Annotated in this window: 14 protein-coding genes; 11 read left to right on the forward strand and 3 right to left on the reverse strand. The window is 61.6% G+C overall.

All coding sequences use genetic code 11. The features are described from left to right. Window positions 1-253: 253 nt before the first annotated feature. Complete coding sequence (locus JOB34_RS03035; protein WP_208051330.1) at window positions 254-1336, forward strand: hypothetical protein; 1083 nt, start codon at window positions 254-256, stop codon at window positions 1334-1336. 433 nt (window positions 1337-1769) lie between these two features. Here JOB34_RS03035 and JOB34_RS03040 read toward each other — a convergent pair whose 3' ends face one another. Next, window positions 1770-2006, reverse strand: coding sequence for a hypothetical protein (locus JOB34_RS03040; protein ID WP_208051331.1), 237 nt, complete (start codon window positions 2004-2006; stop codon window positions 1770-1772). Window positions 2007-2712: 706 nt separating this feature from the next. On the opposite strand from JOB34_RS03040, the gene JOB34_RS03045 reads away from it, so the two are divergent. From JOB34_RS03045 to JOB34_RS03060, 4 genes are all read left to right on the forward strand, one after another. Further along, entirely contained in the window at window positions 2713-3315 is a 603-nt protein-coding gene (locus tag JOB34_RS03045; protein ID WP_208051332.1) for a hypothetical protein, read from the forward strand. Between the two features lie 861 nt (window positions 3316-4176). Next, a complete protein-coding gene (locus JOB34_RS03050; protein ID WP_208051333.1) occupies window positions 4177-5100 on the forward strand; it encodes a site-specific integrase in 924 nt (307 codons plus the stop codon). Next, a complete protein-coding gene (locus tag JOB34_RS03055) occupies window positions 5097-5366 on the forward strand; it encodes a hypothetical protein (RefSeq protein WP_208051334.1) in 270 nt (89 codons plus the stop codon). Before JOB34_RS03050 ends, JOB34_RS03055 begins: the two co-directional genes overlap by 4 nt. A gap of 94 nt (window positions 5367-5460) precedes the next feature. Next, entirely contained in the window at window positions 5461-6525 is a 1065-nt protein-coding gene (locus JOB34_RS03060; protein WP_208051335.1) for a DUF932 domain-containing protein, read from the forward strand. A gap of 155 nt (window positions 6526-6680) precedes the next feature. On the opposite strand, the gene JOB34_RS03065 is transcribed toward JOB34_RS03060, so the two are convergent. Beyond that, window positions 6681-7247 (reverse strand): hypothetical protein, encoded by a 567-nt coding sequence (locus tag JOB34_RS03065; RefSeq protein WP_208051336.1) that lies wholly within the window; start codon window positions 7245-7247, stop codon window positions 6681-6683. A 1583-nt stretch (window positions 7248-8830) separates the two neighbouring features. Continuing rightward, on the reverse strand, window positions 8831-9793 hold the full coding sequence (locus JOB34_RS03070; protein WP_208051337.1) for a hypothetical protein: 963 nt from the start codon (window positions 9791-9793) through the stop codon (window positions 8831-8833). A gap of 585 nt (window positions 9794-10378) precedes the next feature. Between JOB34_RS03070 and JOB34_RS03075 the strand changes: the two genes are divergently transcribed. From JOB34_RS03075 to JOB34_RS03100, 6 genes are all read left to right on the forward strand, one after another. Then, the gene (locus JOB34_RS03075) at window positions 10379-12289 is read left to right on the forward strand and encodes a site-specific DNA-methyltransferase (RefSeq protein WP_208051338.1); all 1911 of its coding nucleotides are present in this window, start codon (window positions 10379-10381) and stop codon (window positions 12287-12289) included. Further along, a complete protein-coding gene (locus tag JOB34_RS03080) occupies window positions 12289-15231 on the forward strand; it encodes a DEAD/DEAH box helicase family protein (RefSeq protein WP_208051339.1) in 2943 nt (980 codons plus the stop codon). Before JOB34_RS03075 ends, JOB34_RS03080 begins: the two co-directional genes overlap by 1 nt. A 510-nt stretch (window positions 15232-15741) precedes the next feature. After that, window positions 15742-16971 carry a DUF1524 domain-containing protein gene (locus JOB34_RS03085; RefSeq protein WP_243757528.1) on the forward strand — a complete coding sequence of 410 codons (1230 nt, stop codon included), beginning with the start codon at window positions 15742-15744 and terminating at the stop codon, window positions 16969-16971. A gap of 23 nt (window positions 16972-16994) precedes the next feature. Beyond that, window positions 16995-17795, forward strand: a complete 801-nt coding sequence (locus tag JOB34_RS03090) for a VWA domain-containing protein (protein ID WP_208051340.1) — start codon at window positions 16995-16997, stop codon at window positions 17793-17795. Between the two features lie 349 nt (window positions 17796-18144). Next, window positions 18145-19128, forward strand: coding sequence for an ATP-binding protein (locus JOB34_RS03095; RefSeq protein ID WP_243757529.1), 984 nt, complete (start codon window positions 18145-18147; stop codon window positions 19126-19128). A gap of 4 nt (window positions 19129-19132) precedes the next feature. Beyond that, window positions 19133-21472 (forward strand): S8 family peptidase, encoded by a 2340-nt coding sequence (locus JOB34_RS03100; RefSeq protein WP_243757530.1) that lies wholly within the window; start codon window positions 19133-19135, stop codon window positions 21470-21472. Window positions 21473-21708 lie beyond the last annotated feature (236 nt).

A 21708-nucleotide genomic window follows, 5' to 3' on the forward strand; every position in this document is an offset into this window, starting at 1 on the left:
TACTGTTCGACCGGGCGTCCGGTGGGCATGGGCGCGGATGACATCGGGGGTATGGATATGAGTTGGACTCGGGCCAAAGTCACGACCGGTATTGCTACCGCGACCATCGCTTTGTCGATGGGGCCACTCTCGGCTTGCTCGAATAGTGACGGATCATCAACCCATAGGGGGGGGTGTCAGCGCCACGTCCGCTGCCGCAGCTTCGGCACCTCATACACCTGTGTCCGACCAGGCCGGCTGCGTGTCTGACGTCATGGCACAGATCGAATCAGGCGGCAACCTTGACCCTCAAACTATGAAAATTTGGGGAGCAAGTTCCCCGCGCTACACGGCCTACAACGATGGCTCGCTCGCGAACGTCGAGATGGCCGCCACCAACGGTGAACAAGCGGGCTTCGCCGCTGCGTTGCCCAAGGTCAAGGCGGCCTGCGTCGCCGCAGTCAAGCCCACTGACTACCACGGACTCGTTCACTCCCCCTGCGCGAAGACCCTCCTCGTCGATGCTGCCGACCTGTGGTCTGGTGGCGCGCTTGATGGGCAGAATCCCGCTGCCAAATACGGACCCGCATCCGACCATTACCTGCAGGTCGCGTGGTTCTTGGAGGACATCGCTGAGGGACTGAACCGTGATGGCCTGCTCCAAGGCATGGCTGATGGCGCCCCACTGGCGGATCGAGCATGCATATCAGGCACGCCCAACGCCAACGCGGCCCTCTCCGGTGGAGCACCGGCAAACCCCAACCAGCCAAGTGCATCAGTGACTACGGTGGCACCACCCCCTGCAAGTGGTCCAGTCGCAACCGCCGGGGTGGCTCACCCTGATGACAACCCGTGCGTCAACTCGTTCGCGAATCTCCTCGACGCCCACAGCGGCCTCACCAAGGATCAAGCGCTCGCTGCGGCGCCTGACAGCGAAACAAAGTCGATCTTGACCCAGGCGTTCGCTCGAATGGCCAGCGACATCACGGGCGCGAACGCCACGACGTACTGGTCGAATGCGACCGCTCGGGACGATGCCGCCTCCCTATTCAACGGTTATTGCGCCAGCCATTCCGACACTTGTGCCGTCGTCCCGCACGTGGGCCCAGCAGGAAGCACCGACTGTGGCGCGGATCAGCAAGGTGGGGAGATCTACGCGGGCTCAAAAACGTCTTGCCCCTTCGCCAAAGCGATCGCCGCGGCCTGGTGGCAGCAAGAGGCGGGTGGAAGCACGCCAACGCAAATCGTTGCGACGAGCCCAGTAACCCGCCAGGAATACACGCTGGAATGCACCAACCCACCCAGTCCTCAGTGCACCGCCACGAGCGGCGGTGCGACGGTCTACCTTGGCCAGTAGGCAACCATGGGCGCCGCCCATTGCGAGACCGGTCCTGACAACCGCAGTGCCCGTCGGAGGCATCATTCAGGCTGATTGCGGTACGTACTCGAAGTGCGGGTCTGGTTCGTGCCACTAACCTCCGGCCCACCAGTGGTCAAGACCGATACCTGTTCGTGGTCTGCGGCTTGAGCCGCTGGTAGTCCCCTCGAGGTGAAGGCGAACTTGGTCGACGTGTGATTACAGTCTCGCAAGCCCACTGGCCCTCCCCTCTTGGTCAGGAGTATGTATCGAGCCGTGTCACGACGGCGCCATTGATATTCGAGAACGTTTGCACTTCGTTTCGCTTCTAGTGTTGCTGCTGGGCGCTACTTATAGTGTTTCTTCGAGGCGCTGCACGGCGGCGTCAACAAGCTCATCGAATACTCTCCAGTACCAGATCTTTACAACGCGGCTAAATCGTCACCACCTCAACACGCAACTGTTCACTGGCCATCATTCTTAAGGCTTCCAAACAGGGTAAACCGCTGACGAAAAAACGCAGGGCGATGTCGTGTTTAAGGTCCGCATCGGCGCTGGTCCCAGCGGTGAGCCGTCGGTGATAATCAACCAGGTGATGCCGGACTACTACTTCCCCGACCTCCACCCAAACAACGTCAGCGCTGACCCAACCAGCATTGAGATCGCGCACTGCATCACGATCGGGGAGAAGACCTACCTACCTATGGAGACCCACACGCTGGTAGATCGCTCCGGTAAGCGTTGGGCTATTGGCGTCTACGCCGACATGGTGAGCACTACGCTCGGTACGCAGGCTCGCAACACCGGCATGATCAACTTACTCAGCGGCGTCGGTGACGACCTGGTGCGAGTCTCGTCACACGGTGCGACCGATAACTGCCGGAACTGGGAGCGTGCGATCTTGAGCAAAATTGCAACACGCCTGGCTACTTCACCATCGGCGATGCGACAGCTGGCCGCCTGTTCCCCGCCAACTGCAAGCACTCGCTCGATGCGGCGTCACCCAGCGAGTCTGCAACAGATTCCCAGGCCAGCCGTACTCCGCGAGACCAGCCCAACCAGCCCAACCGAGAGGCTTGACGAAAGACCACCCGGGCAAGCCGTGCTCGCGCCATCATCTGATGATGAACTGTCCCACCTGTGGAAGCCCCCACTACACGCAGATTGGTCCCGGCCTTGCGCGGTGCAACGGCAGCTACCTGGCACCGACTGGTCTGCACCCATCCGGCGCGGTGGGCCCGACACAGACACAGGTCATGTGCGGCACGGTGTTCCAGATCCCTAACACCAGTGCTGGATCAGTACCGCTGTGCGAACACGGGATGCAATCCGTGGGTGCTTGCACAACGTGCCAGCGACCCGTTGCCCTCCACTGCATGAAGTGGATTGACGGTGCTGTTGCCTGTACCCCCCATTATGAGGAAATGACTCGGGTCGCATCTACCAAACTTGAACAGGAACAAGTCGACCAGCGTCAGCGGACCGCGGCATTGATCGAACAATTTGCCGCCTTGGTGGCGCACAAGGGCCGATCGCTCACCCATTCGCATTCGCTGGGCATCACTATCGCGGGAGACTCACACGGCGGGGATTGCAATCAGGAGCAGCTTGATGCGATGATCTCACTCTCGGCCGGTGACAGGTGCCCCTATTCGTCCGAACCGTTCACGATTCAATCAATAGAGACCCATGGCTGGTTTAGGAAGTGGGTCAAAATGGTGGTGTGCACGAAGCGCGTTGGAACACTCCTGATGAATCGCGGCGACTCGTTGGACAGCAGAGACTACTGGTTGATCGATGCAGATCAGAATATCGGGTATAACGAGATATGGCCAGGATTTCCAATTAAGAGCGACCACGCGGTCACATTCTGGCCGGTAGACAAAATTGATGCAATTGTTCTTCCTGAGCGGATGAACAGTTTAGAGGACGGCCTCAACGCAGCCCTGAGGCAGAGATCCGTAGAGCTTAATATTTAGCCGTTGCTCTTCTCTGAAAAATTAGACATCATTTCAGAGTAAACCCATTAACTCTTGGGCAGTCCACGTAAAGCACTTTGAAGGGAATATATGGCAGACGCCAACAACCACTACGCTCAACCGATCCTCGATGAAGAGTAGGAAGACGCAGCAACACCACCCGCGCCGGTTGGCGAAACAGTAGAACCGAAAGGGGAAGAGCGTAAGAGCTTCAACATAGCCGATCTGCCTGAAGACGCATGGGCTGAGATTGAAGAGCGACCGCTTCAAGTAGCTAAACGACAAGGCCAAACAAGACGAGACACTCCTCAAGGAGAAGTCCGAAAGCTGAGACTAAGGCATTCGAAGAGCAGGGCAAGTGGCAAGAGATTGCCGAAAAAAGGCCGAGGTCGCCATTGTTGACGCGAGCGCCTGGAAGCTAAAGTGTCCGTCCAGTCCGGGATCTCTAAATTATCTTTTAGGCGCAACAGATGGTAGAATAGAACTGCGCAGATAACCACGCCCACATTGGAGTGAGCTGGACAAACTGCCACCCCAAGAGCCCCACAGAACGCTTTGGGGGTTCCTCACCCTGCGAGGGTCACCGGTAATCGGTGGCCCTCTTTTTCATGCCCAAAATCAGAGGAAGGCTCCACCATGACAGGTCACATCTACCGCAGGACCCGTGCTGACGGATCCCCGACCCGGTGGTACGCGGTCCTTGACCTCCCAGCCACCGCCGACGGTCACCGCCGTCAGAAGACCACCACCCACGACACCAAACGAGACGCACAAGCCTGGATCACCAAGACCTCGGAGGAATTACGGGTTGGGGATCACTACGACACCACGATCCTGGTCAAGGACTACCTGACCGGGTGGTTGGCCGGCAAGGAGGCCCTCCGCCCTGCAACCAGGGCGGAGTACACACGCCACATCCAGATCATTTTCATCCCCCGGTTGGGTGGTCTGCGGTTGATCAACCTGCGTGCCCACCACATCGAAGACTTGTTCCGGGATCTAGCGAGAACTCCACCTGGTCACCGTCCGGTCCGGCCGCAGACTCTACGCAGGATCCTGGCCACGCTGCACAGCGCTCTGGCCACCGCGGTCAAGCGTGGACTGATCCGCCGCAACCCTGCCAGCACGGTGGAGCTCGCCCGGCCCCTGCGGTATCAAGCGGCGGTGTGGACCGCAGATCAGGCGCGCACTTTCCTGAGGGATGCGACCAGCGATGAGCTGTATCCGGCCTACCGGATGCTGTTACTGACAGGGATGCGCCGCGGCGAAGCCATCGGACTGCGCTGGTCCGACTTTCACCTCGACGAAGCGACGGTCACGATCACCCGCACCATCACCACTATCAGCGGCCAGCCCACCATTGGTGTCCCCAAAAGTGACTCCGGGATACGCACCGTGCACCTAGACCCCGAAACCATCGACATGCTCCGCGCCCGGTACCGGATCACGGTCCTTGCGAGTGATCCCGGCACGGACATCGCCACCTCCTACGTCTTCCACCGGGACGGGACGTTCTTGTCCCCGGCGTACGTGTCGCGGCACTTCACCACCCTCACCAAACAGCTGCGCCTGCCGCAGATTCGGTTGCACGACCTACGGCACACCTCCGCCTCCCTGGGCCTGGCTCATGGAGAACCCCTGCTGCAGGTCAGTCGTCGTCTGGGTCATTCCGGGATCGGGATCACCGCCGACGTGTATGCCCACGTCACCACCGAGGCAGCAACTACCGCCGCCGCAGCACTCGCCGAGCAACTCTCCACACCCACCGAAAGGAAGAACGCATGACCATCCCCCTCCCCCAACTCCTGACCCGCGCCCGTGAGGCCCTGACCCGGTACGGCCACCACCTCGCCACCGCGATGCGTACCGGCTGGGCCAAGCACGTGCACCGCCTGTCCCGCTCCCCCGTCTACCGGGAGCTGATCACCGCCCTCGCCGAAGCACTCGTCGGACGGGAACAACAGGCCTACCGCACCCTGGCCCGCCTCATCGCAGCCCTGCTGATCCAGCACCGCCCCGACGACCCCGACGACTGGGGATACGCCACCTGACCCCGCCACAAGCTGCACCACCCGCAGAACCAGCCCCCGAAGCCATCCGGCCGGGGGCTTCGTCATGCCCACAACAGAAAGAAGAACCACTGTCATGTCGAAGGAAACGATGCACGACCTGAACCTGCACACCCTGATCGGCAACACCGACCAGCGCGGCCACGCCTGGCACTACCGCGCCGAAGACCAGGGCGAGGAGTCCAATCACTACCCCGGACCGATCCCCCTGCCGGATGTGGAACGGCGCCTGTTCAACTGGGACGCCCAAGCACGACCCCTCGCCGTGGAGGTCCCCGCCGATCTGGAGACCATGACCCACCTGGACGGGCAGGGGGAACCGGTGCGTTGGGCGGTCACCCCCGACCGGCAAGCCATCACCCGCTCGGACAACCACCATCTGATGGGGATCTTCACGACCGGCTACCAGATGCACCAGTACCGCACCTGGCTGCTGGACACTGTCGCGACCGTCCTGGACGACGATCTCTGCATCTCCTCGGCCGGCCTCCTGAAGCAAGGAGCGGTTGCGTGGGTGGAGGTGTCCATCCCCGACACCGTTGCCACCCCCGAAGGATTCGACTTCCGCCCCAACCTGCTGGCCACCACCAGCTTCGACGGATCCATCGCCACCACGTTCAAACGCACCATCACCGCCACCGTCTGCGACAACACCCTCGGCGCAGCCCTGTCGGAGAAAGGACAGGCCTACAAGGTCAAGCACTCCCGTTACTCCCAAGCCAAGATCGGGGAAGCACGGGACGCCCTCGCGATCGTGCACACCCTCGCAGAGGACTTCGCCAACGAGATCACCCAACTGACCCAGACCACAGTCACCGACCAGCAGTGGGCCACGTTCCTGGACACCACCATCCCCACCACTGGTGCCGACGGGTCACGCGTGACCGGCCGCGCCCATACCCTGGCTGATTCCAAACGAGCACGCTTGGAATCGCTGTACAGGCACGATCAACGCGTCACGCCGTGGGCAGGAACCGCCCTCGGCGTCCTCCAAGCGGTCAACACCTACGAGCACCACCACGCCACCATCCGCGGCACTCAACGCCCAGAACGCAACATGCTGCGAACCATCACCGGCGACTTCACCCAGATTGACCAACACACTCGCACCACCCTCAACCAGGTCCTAGCCACAGTGTGATTCTCATGCCCCCTTCCACTGGCGGTGGAAGGGGGCACTGGTTAAATCTTGTGTTCAATGCACGAGGTCTCGAGAAATAAAGCCACTACTCACTTACCGTTGGCGACCTCGTTGCGCAGATTTTTAACGGTGAGCGGTATGAGTCTGGGGAAACACTATTTCTCCGGCGGAATAGATGCCACCCCCACCTTAGCGACTTCTCGGTTGGGCCACCCCAAGGCGGAGCGCCTTTTGTCGTCTTGGGCGATTGGGAACATCAGAAGAAGACCAATCTCCGTCGAGCCCGAGAAGCAGAGCCACACCAATACATATGGCACCCCGTAGACGAGCGTGGCGTGCCGTTGCGCTAGAAAGAGCAAAGAAAAATAGATTCCCTCGGAGAAGAAGAAGCCGAAGTACTGGATTTGATCAAAGAGATGTAGATCTCCGATGGCCGGTTTCCCCGCGTAGATCATGAAGAGCGGAACTTGCACAACGCACGTCACCAAACCGAGGCATGCACCGAAGACGGCCGCTATCTTGAGGTGTGTTCCGGGCACGAGCGCCAGGAGGGAGACGACCATCACGATCAGGAGTTCGAGCAGGAATCCGACTGCGGCTACGCGCCGATGCACGTCCGCCCAGACTTCGGGGTGCAGTTGCAGCGCAAGAAACATGAGGGCGAAGAGGCCACTACCAACAGTTGCTGTTGCAATGTTGAAGTCTTGCACGGTCTGAGGCATGACTTGATTGTGGCGCACGACCGCGCAGAGTGTGAACAGTTTCAGTTCTCCACGGGGGTGATGCGTGGCGCACCCGGGAGTTCATTTCCACAGAATGGGCAGACAGATGCGTCCAGCACGATGTGCTCGGCGCATCTTGGACACGCGCGACGCAGGCCATCTGTACTGCTGTACAGACGGGGCAGTTCCTCGATGAAGCCGACTGGCCAGCCTGCTCCTGGCAACTCACCACCCCAGGTACCTGTGACGGGCATGAAACCGCCGGCGGTGCTGCCAGCGATCCCAAACCAGACAAGGGGGATGTTGTCCGGGCGGAGACATCCTTGAATGTCACGCCGTACGAACGCGTTTCGATTTCGGACCTGACTGTGGATGACGCGTGAGTTCGTGATGGCGAGGGCTCCAAGTGGTCGAGACCCCGGAAAATTGTCGCGAAGCGTGAGGACTGCCTCGATCACTTCGCCAGGCTGAAGTTCGCTGCCTATACCCGGAAGCGCATCGACCAAAGCTGCCGCGGTGGAGGGGTATGCCTGCACCACATCGAGCGATGGCAGGCTTCCCGGTCGCGCGTTTCGTATTGAACGCAACTTCCCCGCGAGCTGGTCAGCAGAGTGTCCTGTGCCCACTCGCATGGCAGCCCACGCACTGATGTCATCCTTCACCTGCTCCGGTAGCCCGGTTAGCGTCGATGGCGCAGATTGGGGTGGTGCGAGCGCAGCAGCGGCCACGCCCAGAACGACAATTAGGACAAGAGGGCCCCAGAGCACGACGGTGTGGGCCCCAACGCAACCGAAGCCCATGAGCAGCCCGCAGACCACCAGCAAAACGGGCAGCAGTAGGCATCCCCACCCAAGTACGACCAACACCTTGTGGTGCGCGGTCACCCGACGTGAATGCCTAGAAGCCTCTGTGCGACTCAATGATCCCCTCCAGCAGAACAGGACCCCGCGTGAACGCTAGGTCGAGACCGCATGACCCGCAGGATGCAGTCGGCACGTCTAGATGCGTGGACACTTGCAGGTTGGAGTACTTGCGCCCACTACATTACTGGTTCTTAGGATTACCAGCGCAACTCCAGATTGGATGGTCCCAACAGGACACATTCACGCACAGAGTGCCACCTGCTTCACCAAAGGGCTTCCTGCGTGCGCTCCCTGCTGACCCGTCGGCCGTCAGAGACATCGAGAACCTTGCCTAGGTATGACCACATGACAGTTCTGCAAATTCGACTGAGGCGTAAGCGGCTCGTCGGCTCCGCCACGGGTGAAGTCGGCAGCAGGATGCAGTGGGCCGACTTTGCTGAGACCAACAGCAGCTTCTACCGAAGCCTGCGCCTTGGACCGGCCCCTGACCTTGCCGTTGTTGCCCAGAGCCCGTACTACGTCCGGCTGTGCACTTGCAAGGACCCCGGGCCTGATTGTTGCGCCCGCGCGCAGTCGGGTTCCAGATAATCGACGTTGACAGCGCAGCACTCAGCTGCACCTAAGGTCGAGTAGGTGCGAGAGCGTGAAGAGGGCAGCATTGAAATTCTTGACGCTGCGCTTGTATGAGATCTAGCTCTATGTTTGCCACTGCATCGACCCTCAGCGTCTTTTCCTGTAGAGCAAACCCTCGGTCCATTCTGTTAAGTGACCGTCCATGCGATCAAGAGATTCATAGGAGTTCAGCAGCGCGAAGCCAAAGCTGGGGTGAAGGTCACCATGCTTTTCAGCGATTTCATCAAGAGCCGCTTCGAGCTGGTCGCGTGCTGGTCGTTCATCGAAGCGGGACATTGCTTCGTCGAGAACGAACAGCACGGATTCTCGTGTGATTGGCCTGCCTCTCCTTGCATCACCATCTTGTTCCGCAGCTTCGCGCGTTGGCAGGTGGCGATACATGACACCCCAGATAACGGCAAACGGGGTGAGCTCGGGAGACCCCTCGATGGCGGTGTACATTCCGCGAGTTAGGAGCCAGCGTCGTCTCCAACTGGACATTTGTGGCTTGTTTCCCCTACCACCCACCCCAACCTTCCCACGCACAAGAACCCGTCCCTTCCGTGCATCCTTCAAGATGCTCGAAGTGACGGCCCAATAGTCGAGAAGGAAAGCCACGCGTCCGAAAGGCTCCAGACGCACAACCGTCTCTGTCACTGCATCATCTACACCGTACGCCCCGTTGGTGCCAAACAATCTCGGCACGATCGACTCCCTCTTCTTACCGTGCCCGCTGAAAGCTAAACCGGGAGAATGAACAGTCACAGGAAGCCGGCCAGGGTTCTCGACCACCAACTGAGCCAGCTCCAACGCCCGCCCCCGCTTGACACTGTGCGCTCCTGCGTCGTCCTGGAGCAGAAAACGGCCGGAATGGTTTGTTGAAAGCATGAGGTCCGGCTCTAGAATTGCAGCGTTCAAGTACACCTTTACGCGCCCTCCGTCTAACACATGCTTAACGATCTGCCAGATGAGAGCCGCTACCGCGATGGCGAAGCTGAAGAGCGAGACGATCAGCGCCAGTGTTGCAACTGGCAAGCCGAGCACCTGTGGTGCGGCGGACACGTAACTCATGCTCAGATTGTCCCACTCTTTAGGGTGGTTTCGGCCGACGTGAGGTTCGTGCCCACCGCTTCACACTTACTACAGCCGCAGATCGGCACAGCCTGGTCGAAACGATAACATCCGGTATCCGATGCACCAGCCCTGACCTGCACCGACGCAGTTTTTCTCACTAAGATCTCACCCGCGGACATCGCGACGAGGCTCGGTCGCCAGCATCCGATCGCCCCTTGGCATGCGCATTCGCATTGCTGTACGACGCCAAAAGCAACCACCAGCAAGCGGTCGGTGGCAGACCAACGGTCAAAATCGTAAAGGCAATATCCGTGGCCCGCCGCAACCAGCAGCTAACCGGCGAGCCAGCTCAGATGGCACCTATCCGCGCAGAGCCACATACCGCCCACCGTGTGCAGTTTCGTGAGGGCTGGGATCACCCCGTCCTAGATGCCGGAAGGGAGGCAACGCCTCCCCCGACCGGCCGGCGCTGGAGGCGGTTGTCGCGATCGTTGCGTCCAGATGGCGATCGCTCGGGTTGCCTGTGCTCGTCATAGGCTGGGGCTCAGCTTCCGTCACGATAGACCGTGGAGGGTCAACCACATGAGCAAGTCGCTCCTCGAACAGCTGCCCGGCATCGTCGCCGCCGGAAAGCGCCAGGCGTCACAGATCCTCGAGCAGATCGAGGGCGCCAACCGCGTCACCCTCCAGACTCGCGAACTGGTCATCCCTTCAAGAGACAGGGACGCAGAGGACCTTTTCCGCGAGGCACGGGACACCACGGTCGGCGGCGAGCCCAACCGGCTTATCTACGGTGACAACCTGCTTGCCATGGCTGCCCTGCTGGCAGGCGACGCGGACACGCCTAGCCTGCGAGGCAAGCTCGATCTCATCTACATCGACCCGCCCTTCGATAGCAAGGCGGACTATCGCACCAAGATCACTCTGCCTGGGACCACCATCGAACAGCGTCCTACCGTTCTTGAGCAGTTTGCTTACTCGGACACTTGGGCGGACGGAACAGCGTCCTACCTCGCGATGATTACGCCTCGTCTAGCGCTCATACGCGAGATGCTTTCAGAAGCAGGATCGCTATACCTGCATGTGGACTGGCGCGTTGGACCATATGTAAAACTTATTCTTGATGATCTTTTTGGCAGGGACAACTTTCTTAATGAGATCATCTGGTGTTACAGCATCGGGGGCAAGGGTACCGATCGGTTTGCTCGAAAGCACAATACGCTGTACTTCTACGGGCGAGGCGACCGTCGCATATTTAATGGGAAGGATCCGTTGGTGTCGAAACCGCGGAAACCGAATAGTCATATGCGAGCTAAAGTTGACGCCGGGGGGCGCGAATACCAGGAGAAGACTGACCGCAAGTCAGGCAAGGTGTATCGGTATTATCTCGACGAAGGAAAAATTCCCGAAGATTATTGGACTGACATTGAACAGTTGAACCGAGAAGATGCGGAAAGAGTCGGATACGACACTCAGAAGCCGGAGCGACTGCTCGAACGAATCATCGCCGCTTCCTCCAATCCTGATTCTATCGTTGCTGACTTTTTCTCCGGCTCAGGCACTACTGCTGCGGTCGCGGAGCGACTAGGACGGAGCTGGATTGCTGTTGATCTTGGCAAGCCAGCGACCATGATTACCCGTAAGCGCCTCATCGACCAGGATGCGAAGCCCTTCCTCTACCAGGCGATTGGCGACTACCAGGTGGAGCAGGCGCGCAGCACCCTCGGCCGGAAGTACAAGGTGGGAGACCTGGCGAAGGTGGTGCTCGACCTTTATGGAGCGCTTCCCCTCCCTCCGGAGGAGAGCGCCAACGGCACGCTTGGGCGGCTGCCCAACACCCGTACCCTCGTCTACGCGGACAGTCCCGCCCGCCTCACCACTGTCTCCACACTTCGCCGTGCGCAGGGCTATCGAGATTCCAAGCTCGGCGGCTTCGAGAGGGTGGTGGTGCTCGGCTGGAACTTCTCCGCTGGCATCGGACAGGACATTGCTGCGTTGAACGATGACCGCCTGGAAGTGCTGGTTATTCCGCCAGACCTCCTCGACCGCCTCAAGAAGAAGGGGAAGGACAACCTCGCCTCGTCGGTGCGCTTCGCTTCCCTTCAGTACCTACAAGCACATGTCGCCTCGAGGAAAAGCACAAGTGAAGGAGAAGAGCTCCGGGTGCGGATGGACAATTACGTCCTGCTCTCACCCGAAGCCATCAACCTTGACGACGCGAACCGCAAGGCGCTGCAGGAGGTGATGAACTCCGAACCTCTTGCACTCATCGAATATTGGGCGGTGGACCCGGACTATGACGGTGAAATCTTCCGTTCTGTCTGGCAGGACTATCGTGAGAACACGGACAACGACGCTGACGAGTTGCGCGTCATTACCACCGCCGTGCTGAACTCACCTGCCCACTTTGGTCCTCGTCGCGTATGCGTGCGTGCGGTTGATGTGTTCGGCTTTGAGTCCGAGGTAGTCATCGATGGAGTGGAGGTCTCCTGATGACAGCGCCCGTGGACAACTTCCCCCTCGCCGCCGGACTCGCGAAGCTGCTCGAAGACCAGATCCCCCACCTCGTTGCCGGCGAGCCGTGCGAGCTGCTGGAGCAGGTCACCCCCGTCACCGCCGAACTCCTGCGCTTCTGGATCGAGCAGGACTACTGCGACACCCGCTTTCTCAATTTTCATGAGGGGCAACGGGCAGCCATCCTGCACGTCATCTATGCCCACGAGGTCCTCAACAACCCCACTCTGCGCGGGCTTTACGAGGAGGTGGCACCAGAGGCGCTGCTGAAGGGAAGCACGCTCGGCGAAGTGAGCCGCGCCCGCCACGACCACCCGAAGTACGGCGCCAAGATGGCCACCGGCTCCGGCAAGACCTGGGTGCTTAACGCTCTCCTCGTCTGGCAATACCTCAACAAGCTGGCTGCTCCTACGGACGATCGCTTCACCAGCAACTTTCTGCTCGTCGCGCCGGGACTCGTGGTGTACGAGCGTCTGCTGGACTCCTTCGCGGGGAAGCTGCGGGAGGGTGAGCGGGACTTCGAGAGCAGCGATATCTACGCCCAGCAAGACCTCTTCGTCCCGGAGAACTACCGCACCGCTGTGTTCGGCTTCCTCCAAGCATCGGTGCTGGCCAAGGCTGACATCGGACGGAAGGTGACCGGTTCTGGGCTCATCGCCATCACCAACTGGCACCTGCTCGCGGGGCAGGAGGATCCGGACTTCCTCTCCGATGAGGAGTCCGACGAGGACGAGATCGCGGTGCCCGGCTTGCCCGTGGACCCCAAGGACGCGGTGGAGAGCTTCTTCCCACTCACTCCGGGCACTGCCACCGGCAACGCCCTCGACACGCTGGACCGGCGCTATGCCCGAGGTGGTCCCCTTCAAGCATTGGTCGACCTGCCTGATCTGCTTGTCTTCAATGACGAGGCGCACCACATCCATGAGGTGAAGAAAGAGGATGAGGTCACCGACGTTGAGTGGCAGAAGAGCCTGACGGAGATTGCTTCCACCAAGGGACGGCGCTTCGTGCAGGTGGACTTCTCCGCCACGCCCTACAACGAAGTTGGGTCCGGCAAGAACCGGAAGCGTCAATGGTTCCCTCACGTCGTGGTGGACTTCCCCCTCAGCACCGCGATGCGCCTCGGGCTCGTGAAGGCGCTCGCGCTCGACAAGCGCAAGGAAGTAGCCTCGCTCCCCCTAGACTTCCGCGCCGAACGCGACGGCAAGGGCAAGGTCACCGGGCTGTCCAACGGGCAGCGCGTCATGCTTCGAGCGGGGCTCAAGAAGCTTCAGATCCTGGAGAGCCAGTTCACGCGGGTAGCGGAGCAGAAGCATCCCAAGCTTCTGGTCATCTGCGAGGACACCAACGTTTCGCCCTACGTAGTGGAGTTCCTGCAGAGCACTGGGCTGTCCGAGGATGACATCCTGCGGGTGGACTCCGGCAGGAAGCAGGAACTGGGCGCGAAGGACTGGGAGCCCATCAAGGAGCTTCTCTTCGACGTCGACCGTCACGAGCAGCCCAAGGTGATCGTGAGCGTGCTCATGCTCCGCGAGGGCTTCGACGTGAACAACATTTGCGTGGTGGTTCCGCTGCGCTCCTCCCAAGCCTCCATCCTGTTGGAGCAGACGGTGGGTCGGGGACTTCGCCTCATGTGGCGGGGCAACGACCAGATCGACGAGCTGAAGCGCGAGACCCGCGAGCGCATCAGCAAGAAGCAGGAGCCCAACAACTACTTCGACGTGCTCTTCGTGGTGGAGCACCCCGCATTTAACGACTTCTACAACCAGCTCGTTGACGGCGGCCTGGACATCGCCGAGATCGATGACGACGCCGATAACAAGTCAGCCACCGGTGACCTGGAGTACGTGGACCTACGGGATGGCTACCAGGCCTACGACTTCGAGACGCCCATCATCATCCGTGACGCAGACGAGGAGCTACAGCAGCCAAGCGTGGACCCCATGGCGCTCGGCACGAGCAAGTACCAACTCGATTGGCTCCTGCGGGCGGTGGGCAAGGGGGACCGCTTCGTCTCCGAGGATCAGCAGACGGGGACACAGTTCGGTGACTACCGGGTGGACGGCGGTGTGCTCACCGCCACCGGCTACAACGACTACCTCTCCCGCATGACCATCCGCATCACTGAGGCGCTCGGGCGCAACATGACCGGCAGCGCGAAGAAGTTCAAGTCCATCAGCCAGTACCCCATCATGCAGGCGTACCGACCGCTCCTCACTGGATGGCTGGATACCTACATTCGCAATCGCCTCTTCGGTGGCGAGTTCAACCCCATGGAGGGCGAGAATTGGCGCGTCCTCCTACTGGACGACGTGGCGCACGATATGGCGGCCGTCTTCGCCACCAAGCTGACCGAGCTTCAGGCGAACCAGCAGGTGGCCGAGGCGGAGGTGCGGCACCGCCGACTCTCGGAGGTGAAGACCATCCCCGTGCGTTCCACCTGCGCTGTCGAGGTCACCAAGTGCATCTACCCCAAGCTGCCGGTCCCGAAGGTGGGCGGCGGGTTGGAGCGCCGCTTCATCGAGTGGGCGGACTCGGACACCCAGATCGAGGCGCTGGCGAAGATCCACGAGTATCGCCACGACTTCCTTCGCCGCCCCTACCTCAAGGCTGACGGCATGCCCGCCCAGTACTCGCCGGACTTTCTGGTGCGTACGGCGAACGAGGTGTACGTGGTGGAGACGAAGGCGCAGTCCGCGCTCTCGGATGAGAACGTGAAGCGCAAGCAGCGGGCGGCTGTGACGTGGGTGGAGCAGATCAACGCGCTGGATCCCTCGCTGCGGGACGACCGCGAGTGGTACTACGTGCTCCTCGGCCAGACCATTGTGGAGGACTGGCAGTCCAAGAGCGCTCGGGCGTCGGAGCTGTTGGAGTACGCACAGTTGCGTCGACTCAACGCCGGGCAGGACACACTCTTGTAGCTCCTCGCTGACCTGAGCGACACGGCTACCAGCGCGACTTCAAGCTGCTGCTCCGAGATCACCACCGATGTGCTGCGCCATTTCGACCCGGCAGTCCCAGAGGTGCTCGACCCGGTTCACCTCACCGCATATGCCGAAGGCGGCGCTCCGGCCGCCGAGAACGGTCGGCTCTCATGCTTGCGGACCACCACCCAGCCTCCTCCGAGACGTCCGTCGTCCCGGCGATACCAGAAATATGAGTCGCCGTACGACTCCGGCATGAAGCACGACTCGCGGTCAGCTGACGTGAGATGTGGGTGAGATTCGACGCAAGACACCAGGTCAGATTCGGGGCATCGGTTGGGTGATCCGATGCACACCTGCTCGCAGGGGGCTTAACTACCGTCGCAGTAAGTTACGCTCCGGGAACCAATACAGGGGGCGTGCGTGGGTACAGGGGCAAGTCTTCAGCGAGGACGACCGAGCGGCAGCGGCGGTCGCGGCTTCACGGCGTGGGCGGGTTGGGGTGGCTTGCTGCTCACCGCCCTGATCGGATTGGCAAGCTCGGGCGTCAGCGGGCTGTTCAGCCTGGCCGGTGTCTACGTGCTTGTCGTCGGGGTCGTCGCGCTCGTCCGAGGCAGGGTTCGGTGGGCACTGCTACGCAACCGCGCGATGAGCGGCATCGCTATTGCTGGGGCAATCGTCGGATTGGTGGTCGGGGGCGCCACCGCGAAGAACCCGTCAACGACGCCGGTCGCAGGTCACAGCCCGAGCTCCACGATCAAGACCACAGCTGGTGCCTCGCTCAGTGCGACGCCGACCGCGGCCGCCAGCACCACGCCACCGACCACCCCGACCGCGAAATCGAACTCCTCAGCGCTGTCCAGCTCGTCGACTCATTCCTCGAGCTCCACCGCTGCCCAGAACCCAGCGAAGGCAATCGTGGGGTCGAACCCCGCAGCCCACGCAGCGTTGGCCACACTGGCAACACTCCAGGTGAAGGGGCGTGCTCCGCAGACGGGATACGACCGGGCGCAGTTCGGGCAGGCGTGGACCGATGACGTGACCGTGGCCGATGGGCACAACGGGTGCGACACCCGCAACGACATCCTGGGTCGCGATCTGGCCGCCACCTCGTTCAAGGCCGGCACAAACAACTGCGCCGTGACGTCTGGCACCCTGCACGATCTCTACACCGGTCGCACCATTAGCTTCATCCGCGGAGACAGCACCTCGACAGCGGTGCAGATCGACCACATCGTGTCCCTGTCCGACGCTTGGCAGACCGGAGCCCAGCAGCTCAGTGCTGAACAGCGCCAGAACTTCGCCAACGACCCCAGGGAGTTGCTGGCGGTCGACGGGCCGACGAACGAAGCCAAGGGAGACGGAGACGCCGCTACGTGGTTGCCCCCCAACAAGAGCTTCCGGTGCACCTACGTGGCTGATCAGGTGATGGTGAAGTCTGCTTACCGCTTGTGGGTCACCTCGGCCGAGAAGGCGGCAATGACAGCGGTCTTGACGCACTGTTCCAACCCGCCCGCAGCTACCCCAAGCCCTAGCAGCACGCACACCCCATCACCATCGACGACCTACACCAGCCCCCTACCCCTGGTGCCCACCACGACCGCACCCCAACCGGCGGACGTGTACTACGCCAACTGCGCCGCAGCCCGCGCCGCTGGTGCCGCACCCCTGTACCGGGGTCAGCCCGGATACCGATCGGGTCTGGACCGCGACGACGACGGAGTCGCTTGCGAGTAGCTCATCTGTAGCGACACCGACCCATGAACGTGCTGCAGTTCAAGGACCCACGCACCGCGACGAGAGGGAGGACCACACTGATGGCCGTCGAACTTGGCAAGCGCGTCGAAGCAGCGACGGTGTCGCTGGCCAAGATCGCGCAGGACTCGCCGATCGATCTGGGGGACGTCTGCGTGCAGGTCGACATCGCATGCGACCGGTCTGCTTCTGCTGCCGCGCAGTGGCCAGGGGTGTACCAAGAGGCAGTTGAACGAGCTCTGGCGCTCGCGATGACCGGGCTGGATGATGACGAACAGATCCCCATCACCGTCTTCGATCACCGCATCGTCGGCCAGGACGTCCTGACACCCATGAACTATGCGGGCTGGGTGGAGCGATTCCACGCCAAGGCAGGCCAGCTCGGCGCCACCCTCTACTCCCCCGTGCTGAAGCTGATGCTGGACCAAGGTGAACAGCGCAAGGGGGGTTTCCGGGGACGCAAGCAGCAGGGCACCGAGGCCGACGAACCGCCTTACTTCCACCTGTTCTTCACTGACGGTGCCCCTCACTTGCAGGACGCGCGAAAGATCGAACGCCTGCTCATCGATGCACGCACCCGACCGCACTTCTTTCAGTTCGTCCTCATCGGGGGCGACAGACAGGGCCGCGACTACCTCGAACACCTCAACAGCGGTCTCACCGGACGCGGCATCGACAACGTCGGACTCACCATCTACGACGCCATGCCTCCCACCGACGACGCCGCCTTCTTCAACGACACCATCCGAGAGTTCTTCCTCGAATGGCTCCCGCTGGCACGCAAGCACGGGTACACCCACCGCTGACAACCATGAGCTTCGGTTTCCGAATCGGCGTACCTGGCATGCGCGTACGGGTTTGCACCCAGGGCGTCCAGCCTTTGTTGGACCAGGGGCTGCTCGCGTCAGCGTCGGCAGCGGAGGCACTCGCATCTCAAATGAGATGGGACCTCCTACGCGTCCAGCTCTTTGAACCGCGCACCTCAGCGAAACTGGCAGTCGCCGCGTGCTGATCGCCCACCGAGCCGGCCGCGCTGGTTCTGCGCCCTTGCCTCGCACACGTAGGCGTCGGCTCGCGGATCCCACAAACTTGTCAGCGCCAGACCGTCGGTGTCTGCGTGGGCTGGGCCGCAATCTGACGGACGCCACACCTAGGATGAGGCTCGTGGCTGGGCGACAGTTAAAGGAAATTTTCCGTGCGTTCCACGCACGGGATGAGTTGGCATTCCGTCGCGCGGCCCTGGAGATCGTCGAGGAAGAGCAGGCCAAGCATCACAACGCCCTGGCGCGCGACCTGCACAAGCTCCTTGTGGCAGGCGCCGGCTCCGTCGATACCGCGTCGACCATCGTGGTGCCTGCCCCTCCGAAGGACCGCGAAGGCGAGTGGGATCTAGGCGAGGTTCGTGAGGCGGAGCGCTTGCTGGAGGACCTGATCCTCCATAAGACGGTCGTCGCCAGCTTGGAGAGCGTTGTCGAGGAGGTTCGCCAATGGCCGACTCTGGACGCGGCAGGTGTGCCGCGTCGTCAACGGCTTCTGCTTCAAGGACCGCCCGGGTGCGGCAAAACCACCGCGGCCGAGGCAGTCGCCGCCGAACTCGGCCGCCCATTTCTGATTGTGCGGCTCGATGCCGTCGTGTCGTCTTATCTTGGAGAGACCGCGAGCAACCTTCGCCGGATCCTGGACTACTCCAACCAGGCGCCGTTCGTGGTTCTATTCGACGAGTTTGACGCCTTAGGCCGTTCACGCAATGACGCCTCCGAGCACGGTGAGATGAAGCGCGTCGTCACCGCGTTCCTCCAGATGACCGACCGCTACCGTGGTCCGAGCCTGCTGCTGGCGGCCACGAACCACCCTTCTCTGCTCGACGAGGCGCTGTGGCGACGCTTCGATGAGGTGGTCACGTTCGGTCTTCCGACCGTCCACCAGCTGCGCCAAGTGTTGAGGCTGCGGCTCAAGAGCGTGGCGCACAAGGGCATCGAGATCGACAGCTACGCCAGCGCCCTGAATGGCTTGCCCCACGCCGCCGCCGAGAAGCTGATCATCGACGCTCGACGCAGCGCCCTCCTCCGCAACTCCACAACCGTTGAGGGCCAGGACGTAGAAAAGGTGCTGCCCAGAATCACCTCGCGGCCCTGGTAAGGCAATGCCCGAACATCTCCTACTGCCGAACCCTCGGCAACTTCAGTCACGTCGCGCCGCCGGCGCTGGCGGCGGCACCCCGGAGCGGCAACGTGGTTCGCACGGCACCCACCTGCGCCAGCAGCTCAGCACCGCACGCGCGCCCGTCCGGCTCAACGCCGGCGTGGATCCCGATCTCGTGTTCAAGATCGAGGCCAAGACGCGCCCCGAGGACTCTTCGTTCGAGGGCCGGAGCCTTCAGGTCCTCGGCGAGACGGTCGACTACACCTACTTCGTGCTTGCAGGCGACCAGGGCGCGGCACTTGATGACGCCCTTCAGAAGTACATCCAGAACGGCAGTTTGAAGTCGTTCTTTAACCAGATCGACGACATCGAGCCCTACGGACCCGCAGACCGCACTGGTCCCGGCATTGCGGATCTCGACGTGACCTCGTCGGATCCCATCACAGTCGACGTTTCCGTGTGGCCATCAGGCACATACGAGGAGGCGCAGCGGCGCGCACGAGTGATCGAGTCTGTGGTCACGGGCTCCGGTCGCCAGATCCTGCTTCTGTCAGTGTCAGCACGACGCACGTACTTCCGTGTCCAGGTCAACGCGTCAGGGCTCGCTGACCTTCTGAACACCAGTGTCGTTGAGCTAGTCCGTACGCCGCCGGTGCCGTTCCTGGACTTCCGCGACTGGCGCAACCTCGACATCGCGACGCTGTCTCGGATCGAGGAGCCGTCTGAGGTCGTCGGCGTCCTAGATGACTCGCCCGAGTCGGCACACCCTCTTCTGAACGGTCTGATCCTCTCGGACGAGTCTCTTGCCCCCACGGGTTACGTCTGGCAGCAGCGCGGAAGTCACGGTACGGAGGTAACGGGGCGCGTTCTCTTCCCTACCCTCCACGAAGAACTTCGTGAGGCGGAACCAATCAGGGCTGTGGGAGCGGTCCGGGTCGTCCGGATCCTTGAGCCCGATCCGCGACGGGCACAAAACCCTCCACGGTTTGCGACCTACGCCTTACCCCATCTGCTTGTCGAAGAGGCTATCCGCCACTTGCACGGCACATACGGCGTCCGCATCTTCAACCTCTCGGTGGGATACGACGAGCCGTTCAGCGACGTCCACGTCGGCCCGCTGACTGAGGTTCTCGACGACCTTGTCCGTGAGCTTGGCATTGTCATCGTCGTTCCGAGTGGCAATGCACCGATCGACGTCACGGCACGGACGCCCAGTGGTCACCACATCATCGATGACAAACCGGAGTTCTTCTTCACCCCCGAGCATCGAATCGCCGAGCCAGCCCCAGCAGCGTTGGCCGTCACGGTTGGCAGCCTCGCTCTCAGCGGCGCTCCTGCCGAAATCCCAAGCCGTGTGGGCTGGCAAGCCGCGGCCATCGAAGACGAAGCGTCGCCTTTCAGCCGTACTGGGCCTGGGCTCGGCACGAACAAGAAGCGCTCCAATAAGCCCGACGTGACTCATTACGGCGGCAACACTGTCGTCAACGACACTGGTAACGCAATCTTTAATGACCCCGGGGCATCGATCGTGAGCACCTCGATGCGCGGCCCCTCAGGGGGTATCTTCGCCGCCGTGAACGGCACTAGCTACGCAGCGCCAGCCGTTGCCCGGGTGGCCGCCGACATCGCCTACGCCTACCCAGACGCCTCGGCGAACCTGATCAGAGCACTACTGGTCTCCGGGTCGGTGCACACCGGACCGGCAACGATCCTGTCGGAGACTCAGAGTCGAACCTGGATCTACGGCCACGGACGACCGACGACGCCTGCCGCGATCGCGAGCGACGCCCACCGGGTGATCATGACCTTTGACGGATCGATGCCGGTCGACACCGTGCAAATTCATCCGCTGCCGGTTCCCGACGAATTCCGCTCAGGCGCCAAGCGTGACCGCACAATCACGGTCGCCCTCGCCTTCGACCCACCGGTTCGACGACAGCGCCGCGAGTATCTGGCTGGAACAATGAAGTTCGAGGTGTATCGCGACATCGATCCTGATGAACTCGCCCTGATCCTCCAACGCCAAGACCCCGACGACCCATCCAGCCCGATCAAGGATCGCCGCAAACTCGACTTCCAGCCAGGGGTGAACACCTTCGTCCATAGCACCCTGCAGCTGCGAGGCTGGACCGGCAAACAGTCATTCCCGAACGACTCCGACACGTTCTACGTCGCGGTCACCCACAAGGCACAGAAATGGGCGCGGAATAGTCCTGCCTACGAGCGCCAGGACTATGCACTCGCGGTAACGCTCGAAGATCGGGACCTTGCCACGGCAGACCTTTACCAGATCTTACGGACTCAGCTTCGTGTGCCCACTCGGGTTCGCTTGCGCGCCTAACCTACGACCTTTTGCACCGTCTCGCTCGCCTGGATTGTTGGCGACAGGTGTATTGCGATGCTGCTTTCGCTCTGCTTGTCGATGCACGATGCTGAACGGCTGCATACCGGCATGTATGGACGTCCCGGAAGCGAACGGCTGACTGGAAGACCGTTCGCCCGGCCCACACGTGTCGCAGCGAACTAGACCTGGCAAGTCGGGAAGTAATGAGCGACGCTCCACGCTCTGGAGGCCGC

Source organism: Allobranchiibius sp. GilTou38, from assembly GCF_017565325.1.
Lineage (GTDB): Bacteria > Actinomycetota > Actinomycetes > Actinomycetales > Dermatophilaceae > Allobranchiibius > Allobranchiibius huperziae.

Excerpts from the sequence above, each read along its gene's own strand:
- JOB34_RS03035 (WP_208051330.1), top strand. The coding sequence starts at position 254 with ATGGCACAGATCGAATCAGGCGGCAACCTTGACCCTCAAACTATGAAA.
- JOB34_RS03045 (WP_208051332.1), top strand. The coding sequence starts at position 2,713 with ATGAAGTGGATTGACGGTGCTGTTGCCTGTACCCCCCATTATGAGGAA.
- JOB34_RS03075 (WP_208051338.1), top strand. The coding sequence starts at position 10,379 with ATGAGCAAGTCGCTCCTCGAACAGCTGCCCGGCATCGTCGCCGCCGGA.
- JOB34_RS03100 (WP_243757530.1), top strand. The coding sequence starts at position 19,133 with ATGCCCGAACATCTCCTACTGCCGAACCCTCGGCAACTTCAGTCACGT.
- JOB34_RS03090 (WP_208051340.1), top strand. The coding sequence starts at position 16,995 with ATGAACGTGCTGCAGTTCAAGGACCCACGCACCGCGACGAGAGGGAGG.
- JOB34_RS03070 (WP_208051337.1), bottom strand. The coding sequence starts at position 9,793 with ATGAGTTACGTGTCCGCCGCACCACAGGTGCTCGGCTTGCCAGTTGCA.
- JOB34_RS03060 (WP_208051335.1), top strand. The coding sequence starts at position 5,461 with ATGTCGAAGGAAACGATGCACGACCTGAACCTGCACACCCTGATCGGC.
- JOB34_RS03080 (WP_208051339.1), top strand. The coding sequence starts at position 12,289 with ATGACAGCGCCCGTGGACAACTTCCCCCTCGCCGCCGGACTCGCGAAG.
- JOB34_RS03055 (WP_208051334.1), top strand. The coding sequence starts at position 5,097 with ATGACCATCCCCCTCCCCCAACTCCTGACCCGCGCCCGTGAGGCCCTG.
- JOB34_RS03065 (WP_208051336.1), bottom strand. The coding sequence starts at position 7,247 with ATGCCTCAGACCGTGCAAGACTTCAACATTGCAACAGCAACTGTTGGT.
- JOB34_RS03095 (WP_243757529.1), top strand. The coding sequence starts at position 18,145 with ATGAGGCTCGTGGCTGGGCGACAGTTAAAGGAAATTTTCCGTGCGTTC.